Below are 17451 nucleotides of genomic sequence, written 5' to 3' on the forward strand. Positions count from 1 at the left end.
TCCATCGTCATGGGCCGTCGCATTGGAGTTGGCCGTTCCGGATCAGATAGACCTGAACCGGCAATGCCAGAAGCGCGAGGCAGATGAGCCCCGCATAGATGGCCCGGCCTCGCCGCCATGCCAGTGAAACGATGCCGAAGACGAACAGGCCGATATAGGCGAGATGCACGTAGCTAAGAGCGTCGGGCAGCCTCGACCCGGAAGCAGTGCAGAAAATGGATATGATCATCAGCGAGTCGATGCTCAACCAAAAGAGCAGGACTTGTGCAGCCAGCAGGCCAGCGGTGGCATAGAGCCAGAAGCGATGATCGAAGGGAGGCATATTGGTCGCCTCGAAATAGTCGGAGAAATCCGCCGCGACGCCCGTGAGGCGCCGCGGCGGGAATTCAGATCAGGCCCAGTTGGCCATTTCCTTTTCGAGATTCACGCGGATCTGCTCGAAGAACTGCTCGGTGGTCATCCAGGCCTGATCCGGCCCGATTAGCAGCGCGAGGTCCTTGGTCATGTGGCCGGCCTCGACGGTCTCGATGCAGACGCGCTCGAGAGTCTCGGCGAACTTCACCACGTCCGGCGTGTTGTCGAACTTGCCGCGGAACTTGAGGCCGCCGGTCCAGGCGAAGATCGACGCGATCGGGTTGGTCGAGGTCGCCTTGCCCTGCTGGTGCTGGCGATAGTGGCGCGTGACGGTGCCGTGCGCAGCTTCCGCCTCGACGGTCTTGCCGTCCGGCGAGAGCAGGACCGAGGTCATCAGGCCCAGCGAGCCGAAGCCCTGCGCGACCTGATCCGACTGGACGTCGCCGTCATAGTTCTTGCAGGCCCAGACGAATTCGCCCGACCATTTGAGCGCCGAAGCGACCATGTCGTCGATCAGGCGGTGCTCATAGACGATGCCGGCTTCCTTGAACTTTTCGGCGAAGCCTTCGGTGTCGAACACTTCCTGGAACAGATCCTTGAAGCGGCCGTCATAGGCCTTGAGGATGGTGTTCTTGGTCGAGAGATAGACCGGCCACTTCAGGTTCAGGCCGTAGTTGAACGATGCGCGGGCGAAATCGCGGATCGAATCGTCGAGATTGTACATGCCCATCGCCACGCCGGCGGCGGGGAAATCGAACACTTCCTTCTCGATCTTCTCGCCATTCGCGCCTTCCCAGATCATGCGCAGCTTGCCTGCACCGGGGACCTTGAAATCGGTCGCGCGATACTGGTCGCCGAATGCGTGGCGGCCGACGACGATCGGCTTGGTCCAGCCCGGGATCAGGCGCGGCACGTTCGAGATCACGATGGGCTCGCGGAACACGACGCCGCCCAGGATGTTGCGGATCGTGCCGTTGGGCGACTTCCACATTTCCTTGAGGTTGAATTCCTCGACGCGCTGCTCGTCCGGGGTGATCGTGGCGCACTTCACGCCGACGCCATATTGCTGGATCGCCTTGGCCGAATCGATCGTGATCTGATCGTTGGTCTCGTCGCGCTTCTCGACCGAGAGATCGTAATATTTCAGGTCGATATCGAGATAGGGGAGGATCAGACGCTCGCGGATCCACTGCCAGATGATGCGGGTCATCTCGTCGCCGTCGATCTCCACGACGGGCGTCACCACCTTGATCTTCGCCATATGCTCGCTTTCCTGCTGAGGGAGGTTTGGCGGTGTCCCTAGGAGGATGGGGGGAGGGGATCAAGGGAGAGCGCAAGGGTTTTGCTCATGCGAGCGATTAGCGCGACCCGATTCTATGCCCGTTACTCCGGACTTGTTCAGGAGTGACGAAGAAGAAGGGCCTACAACTCCCGCCGGAAATAGATCACCCGCTCGGTCTCCTCGAAACCGATGGCGGTGTGGAAGGCATGGCTTTCGTGATTGTCGGCGAGAATGTCCGACGCGAATTCGGTGCAGCCTTTTGCACGGCCCCAGCCGGCGGTGGCCTCGACCAGCGCCTGCGCGACGCCGGAGCGGCGATATCGGGGAGCGACCCAGATGCCTTCGAGAAAGGCGACCGGCGAGGTTTCGCAGCCATTGACGTAATCGCGGCGCAGCGCCGCTTCGGCGAAAGCGACGGGTTCGCCGTCGATCCGGGCGATCAGCGCGAGCATGCCGAAATCCGCGAGCATTGCTTCGGCGCCTTCGCGCAAACCCTCCTCATCGGGCCAGAGCGCGATGCGCATCGCGACCCAGGCTGCAAGATCGGCGGAGGTGGCGGGGCGGATATCCATCTGGCAAGTCTAGGAAAGCGCGGGCGACACGGCTAGGAGCTTCGGCATGGCAGCCTCGATCCCTCCGAAACAGTCGCCCGACACGCCGAGCGTGAAGTGGCGTTTCCCCGAAGTGCACCCCGAGGGGCGCAAGTTCGTCGCCATCGCCGCGGTGATCGCGCTCGCCAGCCTGTGGGTGTGGGATGTGCTGACCTGGCCGCTGATCGGCGTGACGCTGTTCGTCGCCGCCTTCTTCCGCGATCCGGTGCGAGTGACGCCGCAGGGCGAGGGGCTGATCGTGTCGCCCGCCGACGGGCTGATCACGATGATCGAGCGCGTGAACCTGCCGCGTGAGCTGGCCGGCCCGAACGCGCTGGGCGATGCGCCGATGGTGCGTGTGTCGGTGTTCATGTCGGTGTTCGACGTGCACATCAACCGTACCCCGATCACCGGGACGATCCGTCACGTCATCTATGTCTCCGGCAAGTTCCTCAACGCCGACCTCGACAAGGCGAGCGAAGAGAATGAGCGGCAATATTTCGTGGTGGAGGATGCGAACGGCGTTCGCGTCGGCTTCACGCAGATCGCGGGACTGATCGCGCGGCGGATCATGTCGTTCACCAAGGCGGGCGACATGGTCGTGGCCGGTCAGCGTGTCGGCCTGATCCGCTTCGGCAGCCGCGTCGACGTGTTCGTACCCGAAGGCTATGGCGTGAACGTCGCGCTGGGCCAGCGCGCCGTCGCCGGCGAAACCGTGCTGGCGCGCAAGGGTGGTCAGGACGCGACGGGCGTCAGCCAGTAAGATGAAACCGCCGCGCATCCGCGCGCCTCGCGCGCCCCGGCCTCAGCGCGGCATCCCGCTTCGCACCATCCTGCCCAATGCGGTTACGGCACTCGCGCTCTGCTCGGGCCTGAGCAGCATCCGCTTCGCGATGGACGAGAAGTGGGAAATCGCGGTGATGATGGTGCTGATCGCGGGCGTGCTCGACGGGATCGACGGGCGGATCGCCCGGCTGGTCCGTGGCGAGAGCCGGTTCGGCGCGGAGTTGGACAGCCTGTCCGATGCGATCTCGTTCGGCGTGGCGCCAGCGCTGATCCTGTTCATGTGGTCGCTGCACGACGTGTCGCGGCTCGGCTGGTTGCTTGCCCTTGTCTATGCACTGTTCTGCGCGCTGCGGCTGGCGCGGTTCAACGCGCAGATCGACCAGACCGTGCAGCCGCACAAATCGGCGGGCTTCCTCACCGGCGTTCCGGCGCCGGCGGGCGCGGCGATCGTGATGATGCCGCTCTACCTGTGGCTCTCGACGGGACTCGAGCAGTTCCGTTCGCCCTGGCTGGTGGGGCCGTGGACCGCATTCGCGGCGATCCTGATGATTTCGAGCATCGCCACCTGGTCGGGCGCGTCGCTGAAACTGCGCCAGCGGATCCGGTTCGAGGCGATCGCGGTGCTGGTGGTGCTGGCGGCGGCGGTGGTCTCCGCGCCGTGGCAGTCGCTGACGGGGATCGTGCTGCTCTATCTGGCGACGATCCCGTTCAGCGTGCGGGCCTATCGCCGGATCAGGCGGCTGCGCGAAGCCGGGCAGGGACCTGCATCCGCAACGGAACCGAGCGGCCTCGAACCGTAACGCGCGGCGCGGGCGGCAGCGGCGCGCCGGCCACCGGGCCATATTCGAGCAGGAACAGGATACGGCCGATGCGCGGGCGCGCCGTCTCGACGATCGACCAGATCGCAATGCCCAGCACCGCGGCGAAGAAGAGCGTTCCCAGAATTGCGACCATCTTATCGTCTCCGTCCCGAGGGGCGCCTTGCCGCGTCCGCCTCATGAACCCTTTATGTTCCATTAATGTTCAGCGCGTCAAGCGTTCGATCGCTTTTTGTTCCATTTTCCGCTAACCATATGGTTGCACAGGAGAACGGATCGCGACTCGCCGGGTTCCAAAAGGCGATCCGATGGCATCCACGATCCGCACCAATCGGCTTGCAATCGCCGCGGCTTGCCTGTAACGGCGCGCCCTCAACCCCACATGGGAAGCATCATAACCCGGTGCCGTGATACCACGGTCACTCGCTTCCCAGAGGATCAACCGGAAGGAATTATCCTATGGCGGCACCTGTCGTCTCCATGCAGCAGCTGCTCGAGTCGGGCGCACATTTCGGTCACCAGACGCACCGCTGGAACCCGAAGATGAAGCCTTACATCTTCGGCGACCGTAACGGCGTCCACATCATCGACCTGTCGCAGACCGTTCCGCTCTTCGCGCGCGCTCTCGAATTCGTGAACTCGACCGTCGCCGCCGGCGGCAAGGTCCTGTTCGTCGGCACCAAGCGCCAGGCGCAGGAACCGATCGCCGAAGCAGCCCGCCGTTCGGGCCAGCACTTCGTCAACCATCGCTGGCTGGGCGGCATGCTCACCAACTGGAAGACCATCTCGGGCTCGATCAAGCGTCTCAAGACCCTTGAAGAGCAGCTTTCGGGCGACACGCACGGCCTCACCAAGAAGGAAGTGCTGAACCTGACCCGCGAGAAGGACAAGCTGGAGCTTTCGCTCGGCGGCATCCGCGACATGGGCGGCGTTCCCGACATCATGTTCGTGATCGACGCGAACAAGGAAGAGCTGGCGATCAAGGAAGCCAACACGCTCGGCATCCCCGTCGTCGCGATCCTCGATTCGAACGTTTCGCCCGACGGCATCGCATTCCCGGTTCCGGCGAATGACGACGCATCGCGCGCCATCCGCCTCTACTGCGAAGCCATTGCGATCGCCGCGACCCGTGGTGGTCACGAGCAGCAGGCTCGCCGTGGCGCCGACATCGGTGCGATGGACGCCCCGCCGGTCGAGGAAGCGCTGAGCGCTCCGGTCGACGCCGGTGCAGCCGAGGCCCCTGCGGCCGACGCTCCGGTCGTGACCGCCGAGGAGTTCGAAGCTCCCGCCGCCACGACCGAGCCGGAAGCGGCCGCCGAAGGCGAGCGCCAGCTCGACGCGTAAGCCGTCGCTTCGACAAGTCTTCTCACCCGTTCGTGCTGAGCTTGTCGAAGCACCGTCTTTCTCTCGTAACAAAGAGAGAAGAACGGCCCTTCGACAGGCTCAGGGCGAACGGAATTTTTTTGAGTGCCGCGAAAGAGCCGCGGCCCAACCGATAAGGAACTGGAAAATGGCAGAGATCACCGCATCCGCCGTCAAGGAACTGCGCGAGCGCTCGGGCGCCGGCATGATGGATTGCAAGAAGGCGCTGACCGAAACCGCAGGCGACATCGAAGCCGCCAGCGACTGGCTGCGCTCGAAGGGCCTGGCCGCCGCCGCGAAGAAGTCGAGCCGCACCGCGGCCGAAGGTCTGGTCGGCGTTGCCGTCGCCGGCACCAAGGGCGTTGCGATCGAAGTCAACTCGCAGACCGACTTCGTCGCGAAGAACGAAATCTTCCAGGGCTTCGTCCGCGAAGTGACCGGCATCGCGCTCGAAAAGGGTGACGATGTCGAGGCGCTGAAGGCTGCTCCGATGGCTGCCGGCGGCACCGTCGAGGAAGTCCTGATCGCGAACATCGCCACGATCGGCGAGAACCAGGTGTTCCGTCGCGCCAAGGCCGTTTCGGTCGCCAACGGCGCGGTGATCCCGTACGTCCACAACGCCGCGGCTCCGGGTCTCGGCAAGATCGGCGTGCTGGTCGCGCTGGAATCGGACGCCGGCGTCGACGTGCTCGAGCCGCTGGGCAAGCAGATCGCGATGCACATCGCCGCTGCCTTCCCGCTGGCGCTGACCATCGCCGACCTCGACCCCGAAGTCGTCGAGCGCGAAGCTGCGATCCTGCGTGAGAAGAACGCGGACAAGATCGTCGGCAAGAGCCCCGAAGTGGCCGAGAAGATCCTCAACGGCCCTATCGAGAAGTTCAAGAAGGAGAACGCTCTCCTGTCGCAGCTGTTCGTGATGGACGGCAAGACCCCGGTAGCCGACGTGATCGAGAAGGCTGGCAAGGATGCCGGCGCTCCGATCGTGCTGAAGGACTATGTCCGCTTCCAGCTCGGCGAAGGCATCGAGAAGGAAGAGAGCGACTTCGCCGCCGAAGTGGCTGCGACCGCCGGTCTCACCAAGTAAGCCTTTTCACGAGGCAGATTGCGGGCGTGGTCACTCCGGTGGCCGCGCCCGTTTTCGTTCGGGGGCTGGTTGCGGCCTTCCTTCAATCATGATGAGGTGCGCGGCATGGCATATCGCCCGGGCAAAGCGCGCATCGCCCTGTTTTTCGCGGTCCTCGCGGGGATGATCGCGTTGGCCTTTGGATGGGCGCTCGGCGGCGCATACTCCGAGACCTTTCCGCGCCCGTTCAATGCCGCACAATGGAAGGCCGCGAGCACATATGACAAAACCCGCTGCGGCATGATCGTCGACCTTCAGTACCGGATCGGCCTTGCCGGCAAGACGCGGGAAGAAGTGGTACAATTGCTAGGGTCGCCCGAAGACCGGTATAACGACCCGTCGTACAGCCACTGGCATTTGTGCCCGAGCGTCATGGATATCTGGGTAATCGAGGTGCAATGGAAGGATGGCCGGGTTGTGTCGGCCCGCGTCCGCGACACCTGAACGCACGGGCAGGCTCGATACCCTTGGCGAAGGCTCCCGCTGCGCCTAAGCCTGCGCCATGCCGACCATGCTCATCCTGGCCGCCCTCGCGATGCTCGCCCCGCCCAGCGATCCCGCGACCCATGCCGCAGAGCGGGACAAGAGCTGCACCGCCGAACAGTTCGACATCCTGCCGATGACGGGCGGCGGACGGAAATATCGCGACAAACGCAGCGGGGTCACTGCGCCTTCGACTGTGGGCAAGGCAATGCTCGCGGGATGCGGGGTCGCACCCAATGGCGTCGAATTCTATTACGAGATGGACGCCGGCGGGCCGCTCCACGAACGCTGCATGCAGGTGTTCCAGATCCGCTATTTTCCCGGCCTGGGCGCTCAGTCGAAGGAAGCCGTCAATGCGTTGGCGGCGCAATGGGGGCCGGATGCGCGGCCGGCCTTCGGCACGCGGCGGGTGGGCACGCCCGATCATCTGATCGAGGTCTTCCACGCAGGCGGAGTCGCAGCCAATGCACGGGGCCGTTTCCGGCTGACCCAGTTCGGCTATGCCAGGGGCAATGATCTGGTGCTGGGCGCCGAAACGATGGCCGAGGACCCGTTCTGCACCCAGGCCTCGCAGAACAGCCAGACCTTCCTGCGCGAATTCCCCTGGCCCTGAGGAGAGACGGGAAATGGCCACCTATGCCGAGCTGGGCGCGAAGCTGCTTCACGACGCCGCGACCTTTTTCCGCAATGTCGGTGCGCAGAACCCCGCGCTTGCCGACCAGATGAACGACAATGCTGCGGTCTATGAGCAAGTCGCCGACATGCTCGCGGCAAATCCGCTGGGGCAATTGGACATTGGCGAGACGCCACTGGGCTGAACCGGACCGGCGCCGCCGAAATTCCACGCGATCTGCACGGCTTCTCCGCTTGGCTTCCCGGCGGCGCGCATCTAAGGTCCGCGCCGCCTCCCACTACATGTCCGGAACCCATGACTCTGCCACGCTTCAAACGCATCCTGTTGAAACTCTCGGGCGAGGTCCTGATGGGGCAGGGGCAGTTTGGCATCGATCCGGCGACCTGCGAGCGCGTCGCGCTGGAAGTGAAGGCTGCGCGCGAGGCCGGGCATGAAGTCTGCCTGGTCGTCGGCGGCGGCAACATCTTCCGCGGCGTCGCGGGTGCGGCCCAGGGGATCGAGCGCACCACCGGCGACTATATGGGCATGCTCGCCACGGTGATGAACGCGCTGGCGATGCAAAGCACGCTGGAGAAGCTGGGCGTGCACACCCGCGTCCAGTCCGCCGTGCAGATGGACAAGATCTGCGAGCCCTTCATCCAGCGCCGCGCCGAGCGTCATCTGGAAAAGGGCCGCGTGGTGATCTTCGCCGCGGGGGTCGGCAGCCCGTTCTTCACCACCGACAGCGGCGCAGCCCTGCGCGCTGCCGAGATGAAGTGCGACGCGCTGTTCAAGGGAACCTCGGTCGATGGCGTGTACGACGCCGATCCCAAGAAGGTTTCGAGCGCGCAGCGTTACGAGACGCTCGATTACAACCGCGTCCTTGCCGACAATCTGAAGGTGATGGACGCCGCCGCCGTGGCGCTGTGCCGCGACTCCAATATCCCGATCGTGGTGTTCAACATCCGCGAGGAAGGCAATCTCGCCGCAGTGTTGCGCGGCGAGGGCACCTCCACGATCGTCCGCAACGAACAAGAAGCATACGCATAAGGCCCCGTGCCTTGATAAGGAGAGCCCGAAATGGCCGCTTACGATAAAGCCGATCTCGAACGCCGCATGGCCGGCGCTGTCGAGGCGCTGAAGCATGATTTGCAGGGCCTGCGCACTGGCCGTGCATCGACCGCATTGCTCGATCCGGTGACGGTCGAAGTCTATGGTGCGCATATGCCGATCAACCAGGTCGCGACCGTTTCTGTGCCCGAGCCGCGCATGATCTCGGTTCAGGTGTGGGACAAGTCCAATGTCGGTCCGGTCGAAAAGGCGATCCGTTCGGCAGGTCTTGGCCTCAACCCGATTACCGACGGCCAGACCCTGCGCCTGCCGATCCCCGATCTGACCGAGGAACGCCGCAAGGAACTCGCCAAGCTGGCCGGCAAATATGCCGAGGGCGCGCGCATCGCGGTGCGCAATGTGCGCCGCGACGGCAACGACAATCTGAAGACCGACGAAAAGAAGGGCGTCTTCGGCGAGGACGAGCGCAAGCGCCACGAGACCGAAGTCCAGAAGCTGACCGACGCGACGATCGCCGATATCGACGCAGCAGCGGCTGCCAAGGAAAAGGAAATCATGGGCAAATGACGGACGCGCGCCGCCCTGATCTCCGCGTTCGCGCCGGAGAATAGGCGTGGCCGCCAACGCTGCGCCTCTGCCGGCCGACGGTGTATTGCCGCGCCATGTCGCCATCATCATGGACGGCAACGGGCGCTGGGCGAAGAAGCGGTTCCTGCCGCGCATCGCCGGGCACAGGCAGGGCGTGGAAGCGGTGCGCCGCGTCAGCCGCGCGGCGCGCCAGCTCGGCATCGAAGTCCTGACCCTCTACGCCTTCTCGTCCGAGAACTGGAGGCGTCCGGAAGATGAAGTGCGCGACCTGATGGGCCTGCTCCGCCATTTCCTGGCGAGCGAACTCGATGAACTGATCAGCGAAGGCGTGAAGCTGAAGGTGATCGGCGAGTTCCGCCGGCTTTCGCCCGATCTGGTCGAGATGATCGATCAGGCGATGGCGCGTACCGCCGCCAGCCCGGGGCCGACGCTGGTGATCGCGCTGAACTATGGCGCTCAGGCGGAGATCGCTGCCGCCGCGCGCCATCTGGCGAGCGAAGCGGCCGCCGGGCGGATCGCGATCGAGGCGATCGACGAGAAGGCGATCGACAATGCGCTGGAAACACGTGACCTGCCGCCGCTCGACCTGCTGATCCGGACCTCGGGCGAGCAGCGCCTTTCGAACTTCCTGCTGTGGCAGGCGGCCTATGCCGAATTGCTGTTCGTCGACACGCTGTGGCCCGATTTCGACGGTGACACGCTGGCCGAGGCGATCGGGCAGTTCGGACGGCGTCAGCGGCGCTTCGGGGGCCTGTGAGCAAGAACGCCGATCTTCCCAAACGGTTCGTCGTCGCGGTCCTGCTGATCGGCGTGGCCTTCGCTGCGCTGTGGCTGGGCGGCTTCGTCTTCTGGCTGCTGGTCGCGATCGGCGGGCTGCTGATGCTGGCCGAATGGGCCAATCTGGTCGGCGCGACACCCCGGCAACGGCTGCTCGCGCAATATGCGCTGACCGTACCGCTGGCGATCATGTCGCCACTGGCGGCAGGGCCGGGCTTTCTCGCGCTGGGCCTGATCGGTGCGGCGCTGTTCTTCACCGGCGCGACGAGCCGCAACGTGCGGCTGGCATGGGGCGTGGCGTATGTCGGGCTGCCGGTGCTGGCGCTGATGGTGCTGCGCGGCGAGCCGAACGGCTTCCTGCTGACCTTCTGGGCGATGGCTCTGGTCTGGGCCTGCGACAGCGGCGCCTATTTCGCCGGACGCGCGATCGGCGGGCCGAAGCTGGCGCCGTCGATCAGCCCGAACAAGACCTGGGCCGGGTTCATCGGCGGGGTCGTCGCCGCGGGCGTGTTCGCCGGCGTGCTGGCGGCGTTTTTCGGCCTGCCCATCGCCCTTGCCGCCGCGACGCCATTGCTGGCGATGTTCGCGCAAGCCGGCGATCTCTACGAAAGCCATCTCAAGCGGGTCGCAGGCGTGAAGGATTCGGGCAACCTGCTGCCCGGACATGGCGGGCTGCTCGACCGGCTCGACGGGCTGGTCGCGGTGGCGCCGGCTGCCGCGCTGCTGGTGCTGCTGCTCAAATGAAGCGCGTCACCATCCTCGGCGCGACCGGATCGGTCGGCAGTTCGACCCTGGACCTGATCGAACGCGAGCCCGAACGGTTCGAAGTCGTCGCGCTGACCGCGAATGGCGATGCGGACAAGCTCGCCGCAGCCGCAATCCGCACCAATGCGAAGCTGGCGGTGGTCGCCGACGCGGCGTGCCTGCCAAAGCTGCAGGCGCGGCTGGACGGCACCGGTATCGAGGCGAGGGGCGGGGCCGATGCGGTGTGCGACGCCGCACGCATGGGCGCCGACTGGACTATGGCCGCGATCGTCGGGACCGCAGGGCTGAAGCCGGTGATGGCCGCGCTCGAGGCGGGCGGCACGGTGGCGCTGGCCAACAAGGAATCGCTGGTTTCGGCAGGCGCAGTGATGACCGCCGCCGCACGAGCGCACGGCACGACGCTGCTGCCGGTGGATTCGGAGCATAACGCCGTCTTCCAGTGCCTCGACCGCACTGCACCCGAGCGCGTGCGCCGGATCATCCTGACCGCGAGCGGCGGCCCGTTCCGCACCCGCAGCCTCGACGAGATGCGCGCGATCACGCCCGCGCAGGCCGTGGCGCATCCGAACTGGTCGATGGGCGCCAAGATCTCGGTCGATTCGGCGACGCTGATGAACAAGGGGCTTGAGCTGATCGAGGCGTTCCACCTGTTCCCGGTGGCGGCCGAACAGCTCGATGTGATCGTCCATTCGCAGTCGGTGATCCACTCGATGGTGGAATATGTCGACGGTTCGGTGCTGGCCCAGCTGGGCTCGCCCGACATGCGAATCCCGATCGCCTATGCGCTCGCCTGGCCGGATCGGATGGAAACTCCGTGCGAGCGCCTCGATTTGGCCCGGATTGCCCGGCTCGATTTCGAGGAGCCCGACTATGAACGCTTCCCCTGTCTGGCCCTTGCCCGCGAGGCGCTGAGGGCCGGCGGCGCGCGTCCGGCAATCCTCAATGCAGCCAATGAAGTGGCTGTGGCGGCCTTCCTCGCGGATGGGCTCAACTTTCTTGAAATTGCCGCAATCGTTGCCGATACGCTGAGCCGCTATGACCCGCCCGCTCCGGACACGCTCGACGCCGTACTGGCCATCGACGCAGAAGCCCGGCGCTACGCGGTCGAGCGTGTGAAGGACTGCGTCGCTTGATCGAAAATCCCGGCATCCTGCTGACCGTTCTGGCGTTCGTGCTGGTGCTGGGTCCGCTCGTGTTCCTGCATGAGCTGGGTCACTATCTCGCGGGCCGCTGGTTCGGCGTGAAGGCCGATGAATTCTCGATCGGCTTCGGCCGCGAGATCGCCGGTTTCACCGACAAGCGGGGCACGCGCTGGAAGTTCGGCTGGCTGCCGCTGGGCGGCTATGTCCGTTTCGCGGGCGACATGAACCCGGCGAGCCAGCCCGATCCGAACTGGCTGGCGCTACCGGCCGAGGAACGCTCGAAGACGTTCCAGTCCAAGCCGCTGTGGCAGCGCGCGATCATCGTCGCAGCCGGCCCCATCGCCAATTTCATCGTCGCGATCGTGCTGCTGGCCGGGTTCGCGACCCTCTATGGCAAGCCGATGACGCCGACGGTGATCGCCAGCGTCGCGGCCGGAAGCCCCGCCGCCGCCGCCGGTCTGCAGGCAGGCGACCGCGTCACCGCGCTGGGCGGACGCGAGGTCGGCACCTTCAACGAACTGGCGGAATATACGATGTTCCGTCCCAACGAGGCCATGACGGTCTCGTTCGAGCGTGGCGGGCAGGCGATGTCGGCCGATCTCACCACCGGCGTCCGCGAAGAGCGGGACCGTTTCGGCAACGTGTACAAGATCGGCTTCCTGGGCGTCGGCTCGGGCGAGCGCGTGATGCAGCCCGTGGGCCTGCTCGAAGCGCCGCTGATCGGCATGAGGGAAACCGGCCGGGTCATCCGCACGACGATCGACGGACTGGGCCAGATCATCACCGGACGGCGCTCGATCGACGAGCTGGGCGGGCCGCTGCGCATCGCGAAGGTGTCCGGCGAGCGTCTCTCGATGGGATTGAACGAGTTCGTGTTCCTGATCGCGCTCATTTCGATTAATCTGGGATTCATTAACCTCTTGCCAGTCCCGGTGCTGGATGGCGGCCATTTGCTGCTGTACGGAATCGAGGCAATCAGGCGGCGGCCGGTCGAGCCGCAGGTAATGGAGTGGGCGTATCGCGGTGGCCTGATGGCGGTTCTCGCGCTGATGGTGTTCGTAACTCTCAATGATCTGGGCGCTTTCGGCGTGTGGAGAAATCTGGCCGGGTTGATCGGCTGACGTGCTTGGGGCAGGGCGGTACGCCGCCGTGCAGACCGGCGAATATTGATTCCGACTGGGGTGGATGGTGACTGCTATTAAGGCGAAACATATGGGCGTGAGCGCCACCAAGCTCCTCGCAGGTACGATCCTGTCGGCGGGAATCGCTGTGACCCCCGCAATGGCGCAGGTTGCGACGCCGCCGGCGGCGCAGCCCGAAGCGGTGGCCGTCGCGCCCCAGGCGCAGAAGACGATCCGCTCGCTGCGCGTCGAAGGTTCGCAGCGTCTCGAGCCCGATACGATCCTGTCCTACACCCAGCTGCGCGTCGGCGGCACCTACACCAACGAGACGATCGACCAGGCGATCAAGGACCTGATCGCATCCGATCTGCTGGCCGATGTCGAGATCGCGGGCGTCGAGACCGGCGATATCGTGATCCGCGTCCGCGAGAACCCGATCATCAACCGCGTGATCTTCGAGGGCAACAAGCGCCTCAAGAGCGACAAGATCGTCAAGGAAGTGAAGCTGGCGCCGCGCCAGATCTTCACTCGCACCGCGGTCCGCGCCGACGTGGCGCGCATCGTCGAACTGTATCGCCGCCAGGGCCGCTTCGCCGCGAATGTCGAGCCCAAGATGGTGATGCTCGACCAGAACCGCGTCGACGTGATCTTCGAAATCCGCGAAGGACCGAAGTCAAAGGTCCGCCAGATCAACATCATCGGCAACGAGGTGTTCTCCGACGGCAAGCTGCGCGGCGAGATGGCGACCAAGCAGGCCCGCATCACCTCGATCATGAGCTCGAACACGAGCTACGATCAGGATCGCCTGGCCTATGACCAGCAGAAGCTGCGCCAGTTCTACCTGACCGAAGGCTATGCCGATTTCCGCGTGATCTCGGCCATTGCCGAGCTGACGCCGGACAAGAAGGACTTCATCATCACCTATGTGGTCGAGGAAGGACCGCGCTACAAATTCGGCCCGATCACGGTCGACAGCGCGATCCGCGACTTCGACGACAAGAAGATGGCCGAGAATCTGCCGATCAAGGAAGGCCAGTTCTATAACGCGAAGGCCGTCGAAGACTCGGTGGAGACGCTGAGCGAGACCGCTGGCCTGTTCGGCTATGCCTTCGCCGACGTGCGCCCGGAATTCCAGCGCGATCGTGAAAACCTCACGATGACGATCAACTTCCACATCGCCGAGACGAACCGCACCTATATCGAGCGGATCGACATCACGGGGAACACCCAGACGGTCGACAAGGTCATCCGCCGCGAAATGCGCGTGGCCGAGGGCGACGCGTTCAACACCTTCCTGGTCAAGCGTTCGCAGGACCGCATCAACTCGCTCGGCTTCTTCCAGGACAAGTTCGAGATTGAGCGCAAGGAAGGCTCGGCGCCGGACCGCATCGTCCTGTCGGCGAACGTCGAAGAGCGCGCGACCGGCGAACTCACCCTGTCGGCGGGCTTCTCGAGCCTCGAACGCTTCATTCTTCAGGCGTCGATCCGTCAGCGCAACTTCCGCGGCAAGGGACAGACCCTGTCGGCCTCGGTCGATTATTCGAGCTATTCGAAGTCGGTTGAGCTGGGCTTCACCGAGCCTTACCTGTTCGACCGCAATATCGCGCTGGGCGCCACGATCTTCCGCCGCGATTACAACGCGTTCAACTATATCGGTTCGGACCGCAACACGACCTACAGCCAGGTCTCGACCGGCCTCCAGCTCGTCACCGGCGTGCCGCTGACCGAGTATTGGACGCTGTCGGGCCGCTACACGCTGATGCAGGACGAAGTGACGCTCGACAAATCGAGCTTCTATTCGGATCTCAACAGCGACGGCGTGATCGGCGACAATGAGTGCGATCCGCTGAAGGCGGGCCGTTATTATTGCGACGCGATCGGCACGCGCATCACCTCGCTGGTCGGCATCTCGCTGATCTATGACAGCCTCAACAGCCGCCTGCGCCCGACCCGTGGCCAGCGGCTGGTGGTCGGCGCCGACTTCGCCGGTCTTGGCGGCGACGTGCGCTATGCCCGCGCCCGTATCGACGGCAAGAAGTTCTGGCATGTCGGCAGCGGCTTCATCGCGTCGGTCTCGGCCGAAGGCGGCTATATCCACTCGTTCGAAAAGAGCAGCGGCGGGGGCATCGATCCGGTGCGCATCACCGATCGCTTCTATCTGGGCGAACCGCAGTTCCGCGGCTTCGACATTCGCGGCGTCGGTCCGCGCGTGCAGCGCATCGGCTTCACCGGCGATGCGGTGACCGGCAACCAGCTGCTCGTGACCGACCGCGACCAGATCGTGGACGATGCGATCGGCGGCAAGGGCTATTACCTCGCCAAGGCCGAGCTGGAGATTCCGCTGGGCGCCGGCGCGGCCGAACTGGGCTTGCGTCCGTCGATCTTCATTCAGGCCGGCGCGCTGTTCGGCATCCGCGAACCGGACAAGACTGTTCAGTTCGAGCAACGCACCGTTGGCGGCGTGAAGATGTTCAACGCCGATGGCTCGCCTTCGCTGCTGCCGAAGGACAATTTCATCAAGGATGCGAACGGCAACCAGCTGTATATCGTCAGCGCCTCGGATCCGGTGAATACCGGTGCGCTCACGACCTGCCAGATCGGTTATACCGCAACCTCCGGCGGCGCCTGCAGCGGCACCTCGGTCAACGCGATCTACAATATTCCGACCCAGCCGTTCCTCGAGCGTTTCGTCGGCGATTCCGCCCGGCCGCGTCTCGCGATCGGCATCGGGGTGAACTGGAACTCGCCGTTCGGCCCGTTGCGTATCGACCTCTCCAAGGCCCTGCTGACCCAGCCGGGCGACGACCCCAAGCTCTTCACTTTCAACGTAGGGACTCAGTTCTGATGATCACCAAGAAGCTCCTCATCGCGAGCCTGCTCGCCGCGCCCGCGGCGCTGCTGACCGCGGCGCCCGCGGCGGCGCAGGTTCAGGGCATCGCCACCGCCAACCCGATCGTGGCGATCGCCAATTCCAAGGCCTATGCGGCTGCGAGCACGCAGATCGCGGCCACGCACAAGGCAGCGATCGACCAGATCAACGCCCGCCGCGCCGCGCTGGAGAAGGAACTCGAGCCGCTTTACAACCAGATCGACACCAACAAGGACAAGGAAATCTCGGACGCCGAGGCGAATGCCCCGGCCGCCGCACCTGTCATTGCCCGCGTGAAGACCGCGCAGGACAAGGCCCAGGCCGATATCGTCCGCATGAGCACTCCGGTGATCCGCGCCCAGCTCTATGCCCTCGAAAAGGTGCTCGAGAATTACGGTACCGCGCAGACCAACGTCATCAACGCGCGCAAGATCAGCGTGATCCTGCAGCCTTCGGCGTTCCTCTACGCTCCGGAATCGGTCAACGTGACCGGTGCGATCACCGCCGAGCTCGACAAGGTCGTGCCGAGCGTGCCGAGCCAGCCGCCCGCGAACTGGAATCCGTCGCAGGCGACCGTGAACACGCTGGAGCAGATCAGCGAGTATGAGACCCGCCGCGCCCAGGCGCAGCAGGCTCAGCAGCCGCGTCCGGCCGCAGGCGCTCCGGCCCCGGCCGCCGGCCAGCCCGCGCGTCCCGCGCCGCAGACGCCGCCTCCGGGCCGCTGAGCGACGCCGCTGTGAGCGAAGAAGCAAAGACGGAAGGGACCGACATCGGCCCGCTGGACATCCAGCGGGTCATGGCGGCCCTGCCGCATCGTTACCCGCTGCTGCTGGTCGACCGCGTCGAATCGCTGGTCGTCGATCAGCGGATCGTCGCGATCAAGGCGGTGACGATGAACGAGCAGTTCTTCCAGGGACATTTCCCCGGAAGGCCGATCATGCCCGGCGTCCTCCAGGTGGAGGCGCTGGCGCAGGCGGCAGGCGTGCTCGCGGTCGAAAGCCTCGGCCTCGCCGGTTCGGGCAAGCTCGTCTATTTCATGAGTATCGACGGAGTGAAGTTCCGCAAGCCGGTCGAACCCGGCTGCCTGCTCCGCCTCGAAGTCGAGTTCGTCCAGAAGCGCTCGCGCGTCTGCAAGTTCGCCGGCAAGGCGTATCTCGGCGACGACGTGGCGACCGAGTGCGAATTCACCGCCATGATCGCGGACCCGCCGAAATAAGCGCTTCCCTTCCGTCATGCTGAACTTGTTTCAGGGTGACGGACGAGGAGGGGCGGGAGAAGCGCGATGCGCAGCTTTCCCGCAACTTGCACCCCGCGCTGCCCTCTGCTAACCGCGCGCCTCCGCTGCTGGTCGGAACCAGCGGCTATTCAAGGAATTCGACGTGAAGAAAGACACCCATCCCGATTATCACACCATCACGGTGCAGATGACCGACGGCTCGACCTACCAGACCCGCTCGACCTGGGGCAAGGAAGGCGACACGATGCAGCTCGAAATCGATCCGCTCGCGCACCCGGCTTGGACCGGCGGCCGCGGCCAGCTGCTCGACGCGGGCGGCCAGGTTGCGCGCTTCAACAAGCGCTTCGGTGGCCTGAGCCTCGGCAAGAAGTAATCGGATTGGGTGTGGCTTATCGCGCGTCGTTAACGCGCCGTTAGCCACACCCCCGTATTTTTCCCTGATGGTTCAGGGAAAACCCATTGCATTCGCT

Annotated in this window: 21 protein-coding genes; 17 read left to right on the top strand and 4 right to left on the bottom strand. The window is 64.8% G+C overall.

Features of this window, described 5'->3' with window-relative positions:
- Positions 1 to 7 precede the first annotated feature (7 nt).
- The 3 genes from HHL13_RS05360 to aac(6') all read right to left on the bottom strand — a co-directional run bounded on the left by HHL13_RS05360 (position 8) and on the right by aac(6') (position 2208).
- Positions 8 to 322 (bottom strand): hypothetical protein, encoded by a 315-nt coding sequence (locus tag HHL13_RS05360; RefSeq protein WP_169554692.1) that lies wholly within the window; start codon positions 320 to 322, stop codon positions 8 to 10.
- Between the two features lie 69 nt (positions 323 to 391).
- Positions 392 to 1615 (bottom strand): NADP-dependent isocitrate dehydrogenase, encoded by a 1224-nt coding sequence (locus tag HHL13_RS05365; protein ID WP_169554693.1) that lies wholly within the window; start codon positions 1613 to 1615, stop codon positions 392 to 394.
- A 161-nt stretch (positions 1616 to 1776) separates the two neighbouring features.
- Complete coding sequence (aac(6'), locus tag HHL13_RS05370; RefSeq protein WP_169554694.1) at positions 1777 to 2208, bottom strand: aminoglycoside 6'-N-acetyltransferase; 432 nt, start codon at positions 2206 to 2208, stop codon at positions 1777 to 1779.
- A 46-nt stretch (positions 2209 to 2254) separates the two neighbouring features.
- Between aac(6') and HHL13_RS05375 the strand changes: the two genes are divergently transcribed.
- Together HHL13_RS05375 and HHL13_RS05380 are read left to right on the top strand one after the other, a co-directional pair.
- Positions 2255 to 2989: a phosphatidylserine decarboxylase gene (locus tag HHL13_RS05375; RefSeq protein ID WP_169554695.1), complete on the top strand. Its 735-nt coding sequence runs from the start codon at positions 2255 to 2257 to the stop codon at positions 2987 to 2989.
- 1 nt (position 2990) lies between these two features.
- On the top strand, positions 2991 to 3812 hold the full coding sequence (locus tag HHL13_RS05380) for a phosphatidylcholine/phosphatidylserine synthase (protein WP_169554696.1): 822 nt from the start codon (positions 2991 to 2993) through the stop codon (positions 3810 to 3812).
- Here the strand turns inward: HHL13_RS05380 and HHL13_RS05385 are convergent.
- Positions 3745 to 3966, bottom strand: a complete 222-nt coding sequence (locus HHL13_RS05385; protein ID WP_169554697.1) for a hypothetical protein — start codon at positions 3964 to 3966, stop codon at positions 3745 to 3747. The genes HHL13_RS05380 and HHL13_RS05385 overlap by 68 nt on opposite strands.
- 323 nt (positions 3967 to 4289) lie before the next feature.
- On the opposite strand from HHL13_RS05385, the gene rpsB reads away from it, so the two are divergent.
- The 15 genes from rpsB (at position 4290) to rpmE (ending at position 17354) form a co-directional block, all read left to right on the top strand.
- Complete coding sequence (rpsB, locus tag HHL13_RS05390; RefSeq protein ID WP_169554698.1) at positions 4290 to 5174, top strand: 30S ribosomal protein S2; 885 nt, start codon at positions 4290 to 4292, stop codon at positions 5172 to 5174.
- Positions 5175 to 5340: 166 nt separating this feature from the next.
- A complete protein-coding gene (gene tsf / locus HHL13_RS05395; protein WP_169554699.1) occupies positions 5341 to 6276 on the top strand; it encodes a translation elongation factor Ts in 936 nt (311 codons plus the stop codon).
- Positions 6277 to 6381: 105 nt separating this feature from the next.
- Positions 6382 to 6759 carry a hypothetical protein gene (locus tag HHL13_RS05400; RefSeq protein WP_169554700.1) on the top strand — a complete coding sequence of 126 codons (378 nt, stop codon included), beginning with the start codon at positions 6382 to 6384 and terminating at the stop codon, positions 6757 to 6759.
- A gap of 58 nt (positions 6760 to 6817) precedes the next feature.
- The gene (locus HHL13_RS05405; protein ID WP_169554701.1) at positions 6818 to 7411 is read left to right on the top strand and encodes a hypothetical protein; all 594 of its coding nucleotides are present in this window, start codon (positions 6818 to 6820) and stop codon (positions 7409 to 7411) included.
- Positions 7412 to 7424: 13 nt separating this feature from the next.
- Positions 7425 to 7616 (top strand): hypothetical protein, encoded by a 192-nt coding sequence (locus HHL13_RS05410; protein WP_169554702.1) that lies wholly within the window; start codon positions 7425 to 7427, stop codon positions 7614 to 7616.
- A 110-nt stretch (positions 7617 to 7726) separates the two neighbouring features.
- The gene (gene pyrH, locus HHL13_RS05415) at positions 7727 to 8461 is read left to right on the top strand and encodes a UMP kinase (RefSeq protein WP_169554703.1); all 735 of its coding nucleotides are present in this window, start codon (positions 7727 to 7729) and stop codon (positions 8459 to 8461) included.
- Between the two features lie 30 nt (positions 8462 to 8491).
- Complete coding sequence (gene frr / locus HHL13_RS05420) at positions 8492 to 9049, top strand: ribosome recycling factor (RefSeq protein WP_169554704.1); 558 nt, start codon at positions 8492 to 8494, stop codon at positions 9047 to 9049.
- A 46-nt stretch (positions 9050 to 9095) separates the two neighbouring features.
- A complete protein-coding gene (locus HHL13_RS05425) occupies positions 9096 to 9827 on the top strand; it encodes an isoprenyl transferase (RefSeq protein ID WP_346775480.1) in 732 nt (243 codons plus the stop codon).
- Entirely contained in the window at positions 9824 to 10591 is a 768-nt protein-coding gene (locus HHL13_RS05430) for a phosphatidate cytidylyltransferase (RefSeq protein WP_169554705.1), read from the top strand. The genes HHL13_RS05425 and HHL13_RS05430 overlap by 4 nt, the downstream gene beginning before the upstream one ends.
- Positions 10588 to 11745 carry a 1-deoxy-D-xylulose-5-phosphate reductoisomerase gene (locus tag HHL13_RS05435; protein WP_169554706.1) on the top strand — a complete coding sequence of 386 codons (1158 nt, stop codon included), beginning with the start codon at positions 10588 to 10590 and terminating at the stop codon, positions 11743 to 11745. The genes HHL13_RS05430 and HHL13_RS05435 overlap by 4 nt, the downstream gene beginning before the upstream one ends.
- The gene (locus HHL13_RS05440; protein ID WP_169554707.1) at positions 11742 to 12875 is read left to right on the top strand and encodes a M50 family metallopeptidase; all 1134 of its coding nucleotides are present in this window, start codon (positions 11742 to 11744) and stop codon (positions 12873 to 12875) included. Before HHL13_RS05435 ends, HHL13_RS05440 begins: the two co-directional genes overlap by 4 nt.
- 91 nt (positions 12876 to 12966) lie before the next feature.
- Positions 12967 to 15720, top strand: a complete 2754-nt coding sequence (gene bamA, locus HHL13_RS05445) for an outer membrane protein assembly factor BamA (protein ID WP_240953770.1) — start codon at positions 12967 to 12969, stop codon at positions 15718 to 15720.
- Complete coding sequence (locus HHL13_RS05450) at positions 15720 to 16469, top strand: OmpH family outer membrane protein (protein ID WP_169554709.1); 750 nt, start codon at positions 15720 to 15722, stop codon at positions 16467 to 16469. Before bamA ends, HHL13_RS05450 begins: the two co-directional genes overlap by 1 nt.
- A gap of 11 nt (positions 16470 to 16480) precedes the next feature.
- Positions 16481 to 16960: a 3-hydroxyacyl-ACP dehydratase FabZ gene (gene fabZ, locus HHL13_RS05455; RefSeq protein WP_346775481.1), complete on the top strand. Its 480-nt coding sequence runs from the start codon at positions 16481 to 16483 to the stop codon at positions 16958 to 16960.
- Positions 16961 to 17123: 163 nt separating this feature from the next.
- On the top strand, positions 17124 to 17354 hold the full coding sequence (rpmE, locus tag HHL13_RS05460) for a 50S ribosomal protein L31 (protein WP_169554710.1): 231 nt from the start codon (positions 17124 to 17126) through the stop codon (positions 17352 to 17354).
- Positions 17355 to 17451: the final 97 nt, after the last annotated feature.

It is taken from the genome of Sphingomonas sp. G-3-2-10 (assembly GCF_012927115.1).
GTDB lineage: Bacteria > Pseudomonadota > Alphaproteobacteria > Sphingomonadales > Sphingomonadaceae > Sphingomonas.

Coding starts and splice junctions, on each gene's coding strand:
- frr (WP_169554704.1), top strand. CDS start 8,492: ATGGCCGCTTACGATAAAGCCGATCTCGAACGCCGCATGGCCGGCGCT.
- HHL13_RS05375 (WP_169554695.1), top strand. CDS start 2,255: ATGGCAGCCTCGATCCCTCCGAAACAGTCGCCCGACACGCCGAGCGTG.
- HHL13_RS05405 (WP_169554701.1), top strand. CDS start 6,818: ATGCCGACCATGCTCATCCTGGCCGCCCTCGCGATGCTCGCCCCGCCC.
- HHL13_RS05365 (WP_169554693.1), bottom strand. CDS start 1,615: ATGGCGAAGATCAAGGTGGTGACGCCCGTCGTGGAGATCGACGGCGAC.
- bamA (WP_240953770.1), top strand. CDS start 12,967: ATGGGCGTGAGCGCCACCAAGCTCCTCGCAGGTACGATCCTGTCGGCG.
- HHL13_RS05385 (WP_169554697.1), bottom strand. CDS start 3,966: ATGGTCGCAATTCTGGGAACGCTCTTCTTCGCCGCGGTGCTGGGCATT.
- HHL13_RS05400 (WP_169554700.1), top strand. CDS start 6,382: ATGGCATATCGCCCGGGCAAAGCGCGCATCGCCCTGTTTTTCGCGGTC.
- rpsB (WP_169554698.1), top strand. CDS start 4,290: ATGGCGGCACCTGTCGTCTCCATGCAGCAGCTGCTCGAGTCGGGCGCA.
- HHL13_RS05450 (WP_169554709.1), top strand. CDS start 15,720: ATGATCACCAAGAAGCTCCTCATCGCGAGCCTGCTCGCCGCGCCCGCG.
- HHL13_RS05435 (WP_169554706.1), top strand. CDS start 10,588: ATGAAGCGCGTCACCATCCTCGGCGCGACCGGATCGGTCGGCAGTTCG.
- pyrH (WP_169554703.1), top strand. CDS start 7,727: ATGACTCTGCCACGCTTCAAACGCATCCTGTTGAAACTCTCGGGCGAG.
- HHL13_RS05380 (WP_169554696.1), top strand. CDS start 2,991: ATGAAACCGCCGCGCATCCGCGCGCCTCGCGCGCCCCGGCCTCAGCGC.
- tsf (WP_169554699.1), top strand. CDS start 5,341: ATGGCAGAGATCACCGCATCCGCCGTCAAGGAACTGCGCGAGCGCTCG.
- HHL13_RS05410 (WP_169554702.1), top strand. CDS start 7,425: ATGGCCACCTATGCCGAGCTGGGCGCGAAGCTGCTTCACGACGCCGCG.
- HHL13_RS05360 (WP_169554692.1), bottom strand. CDS start 322: ATGCCTCCCTTCGATCATCGCTTCTGGCTCTATGCCACCGCTGGCCTG.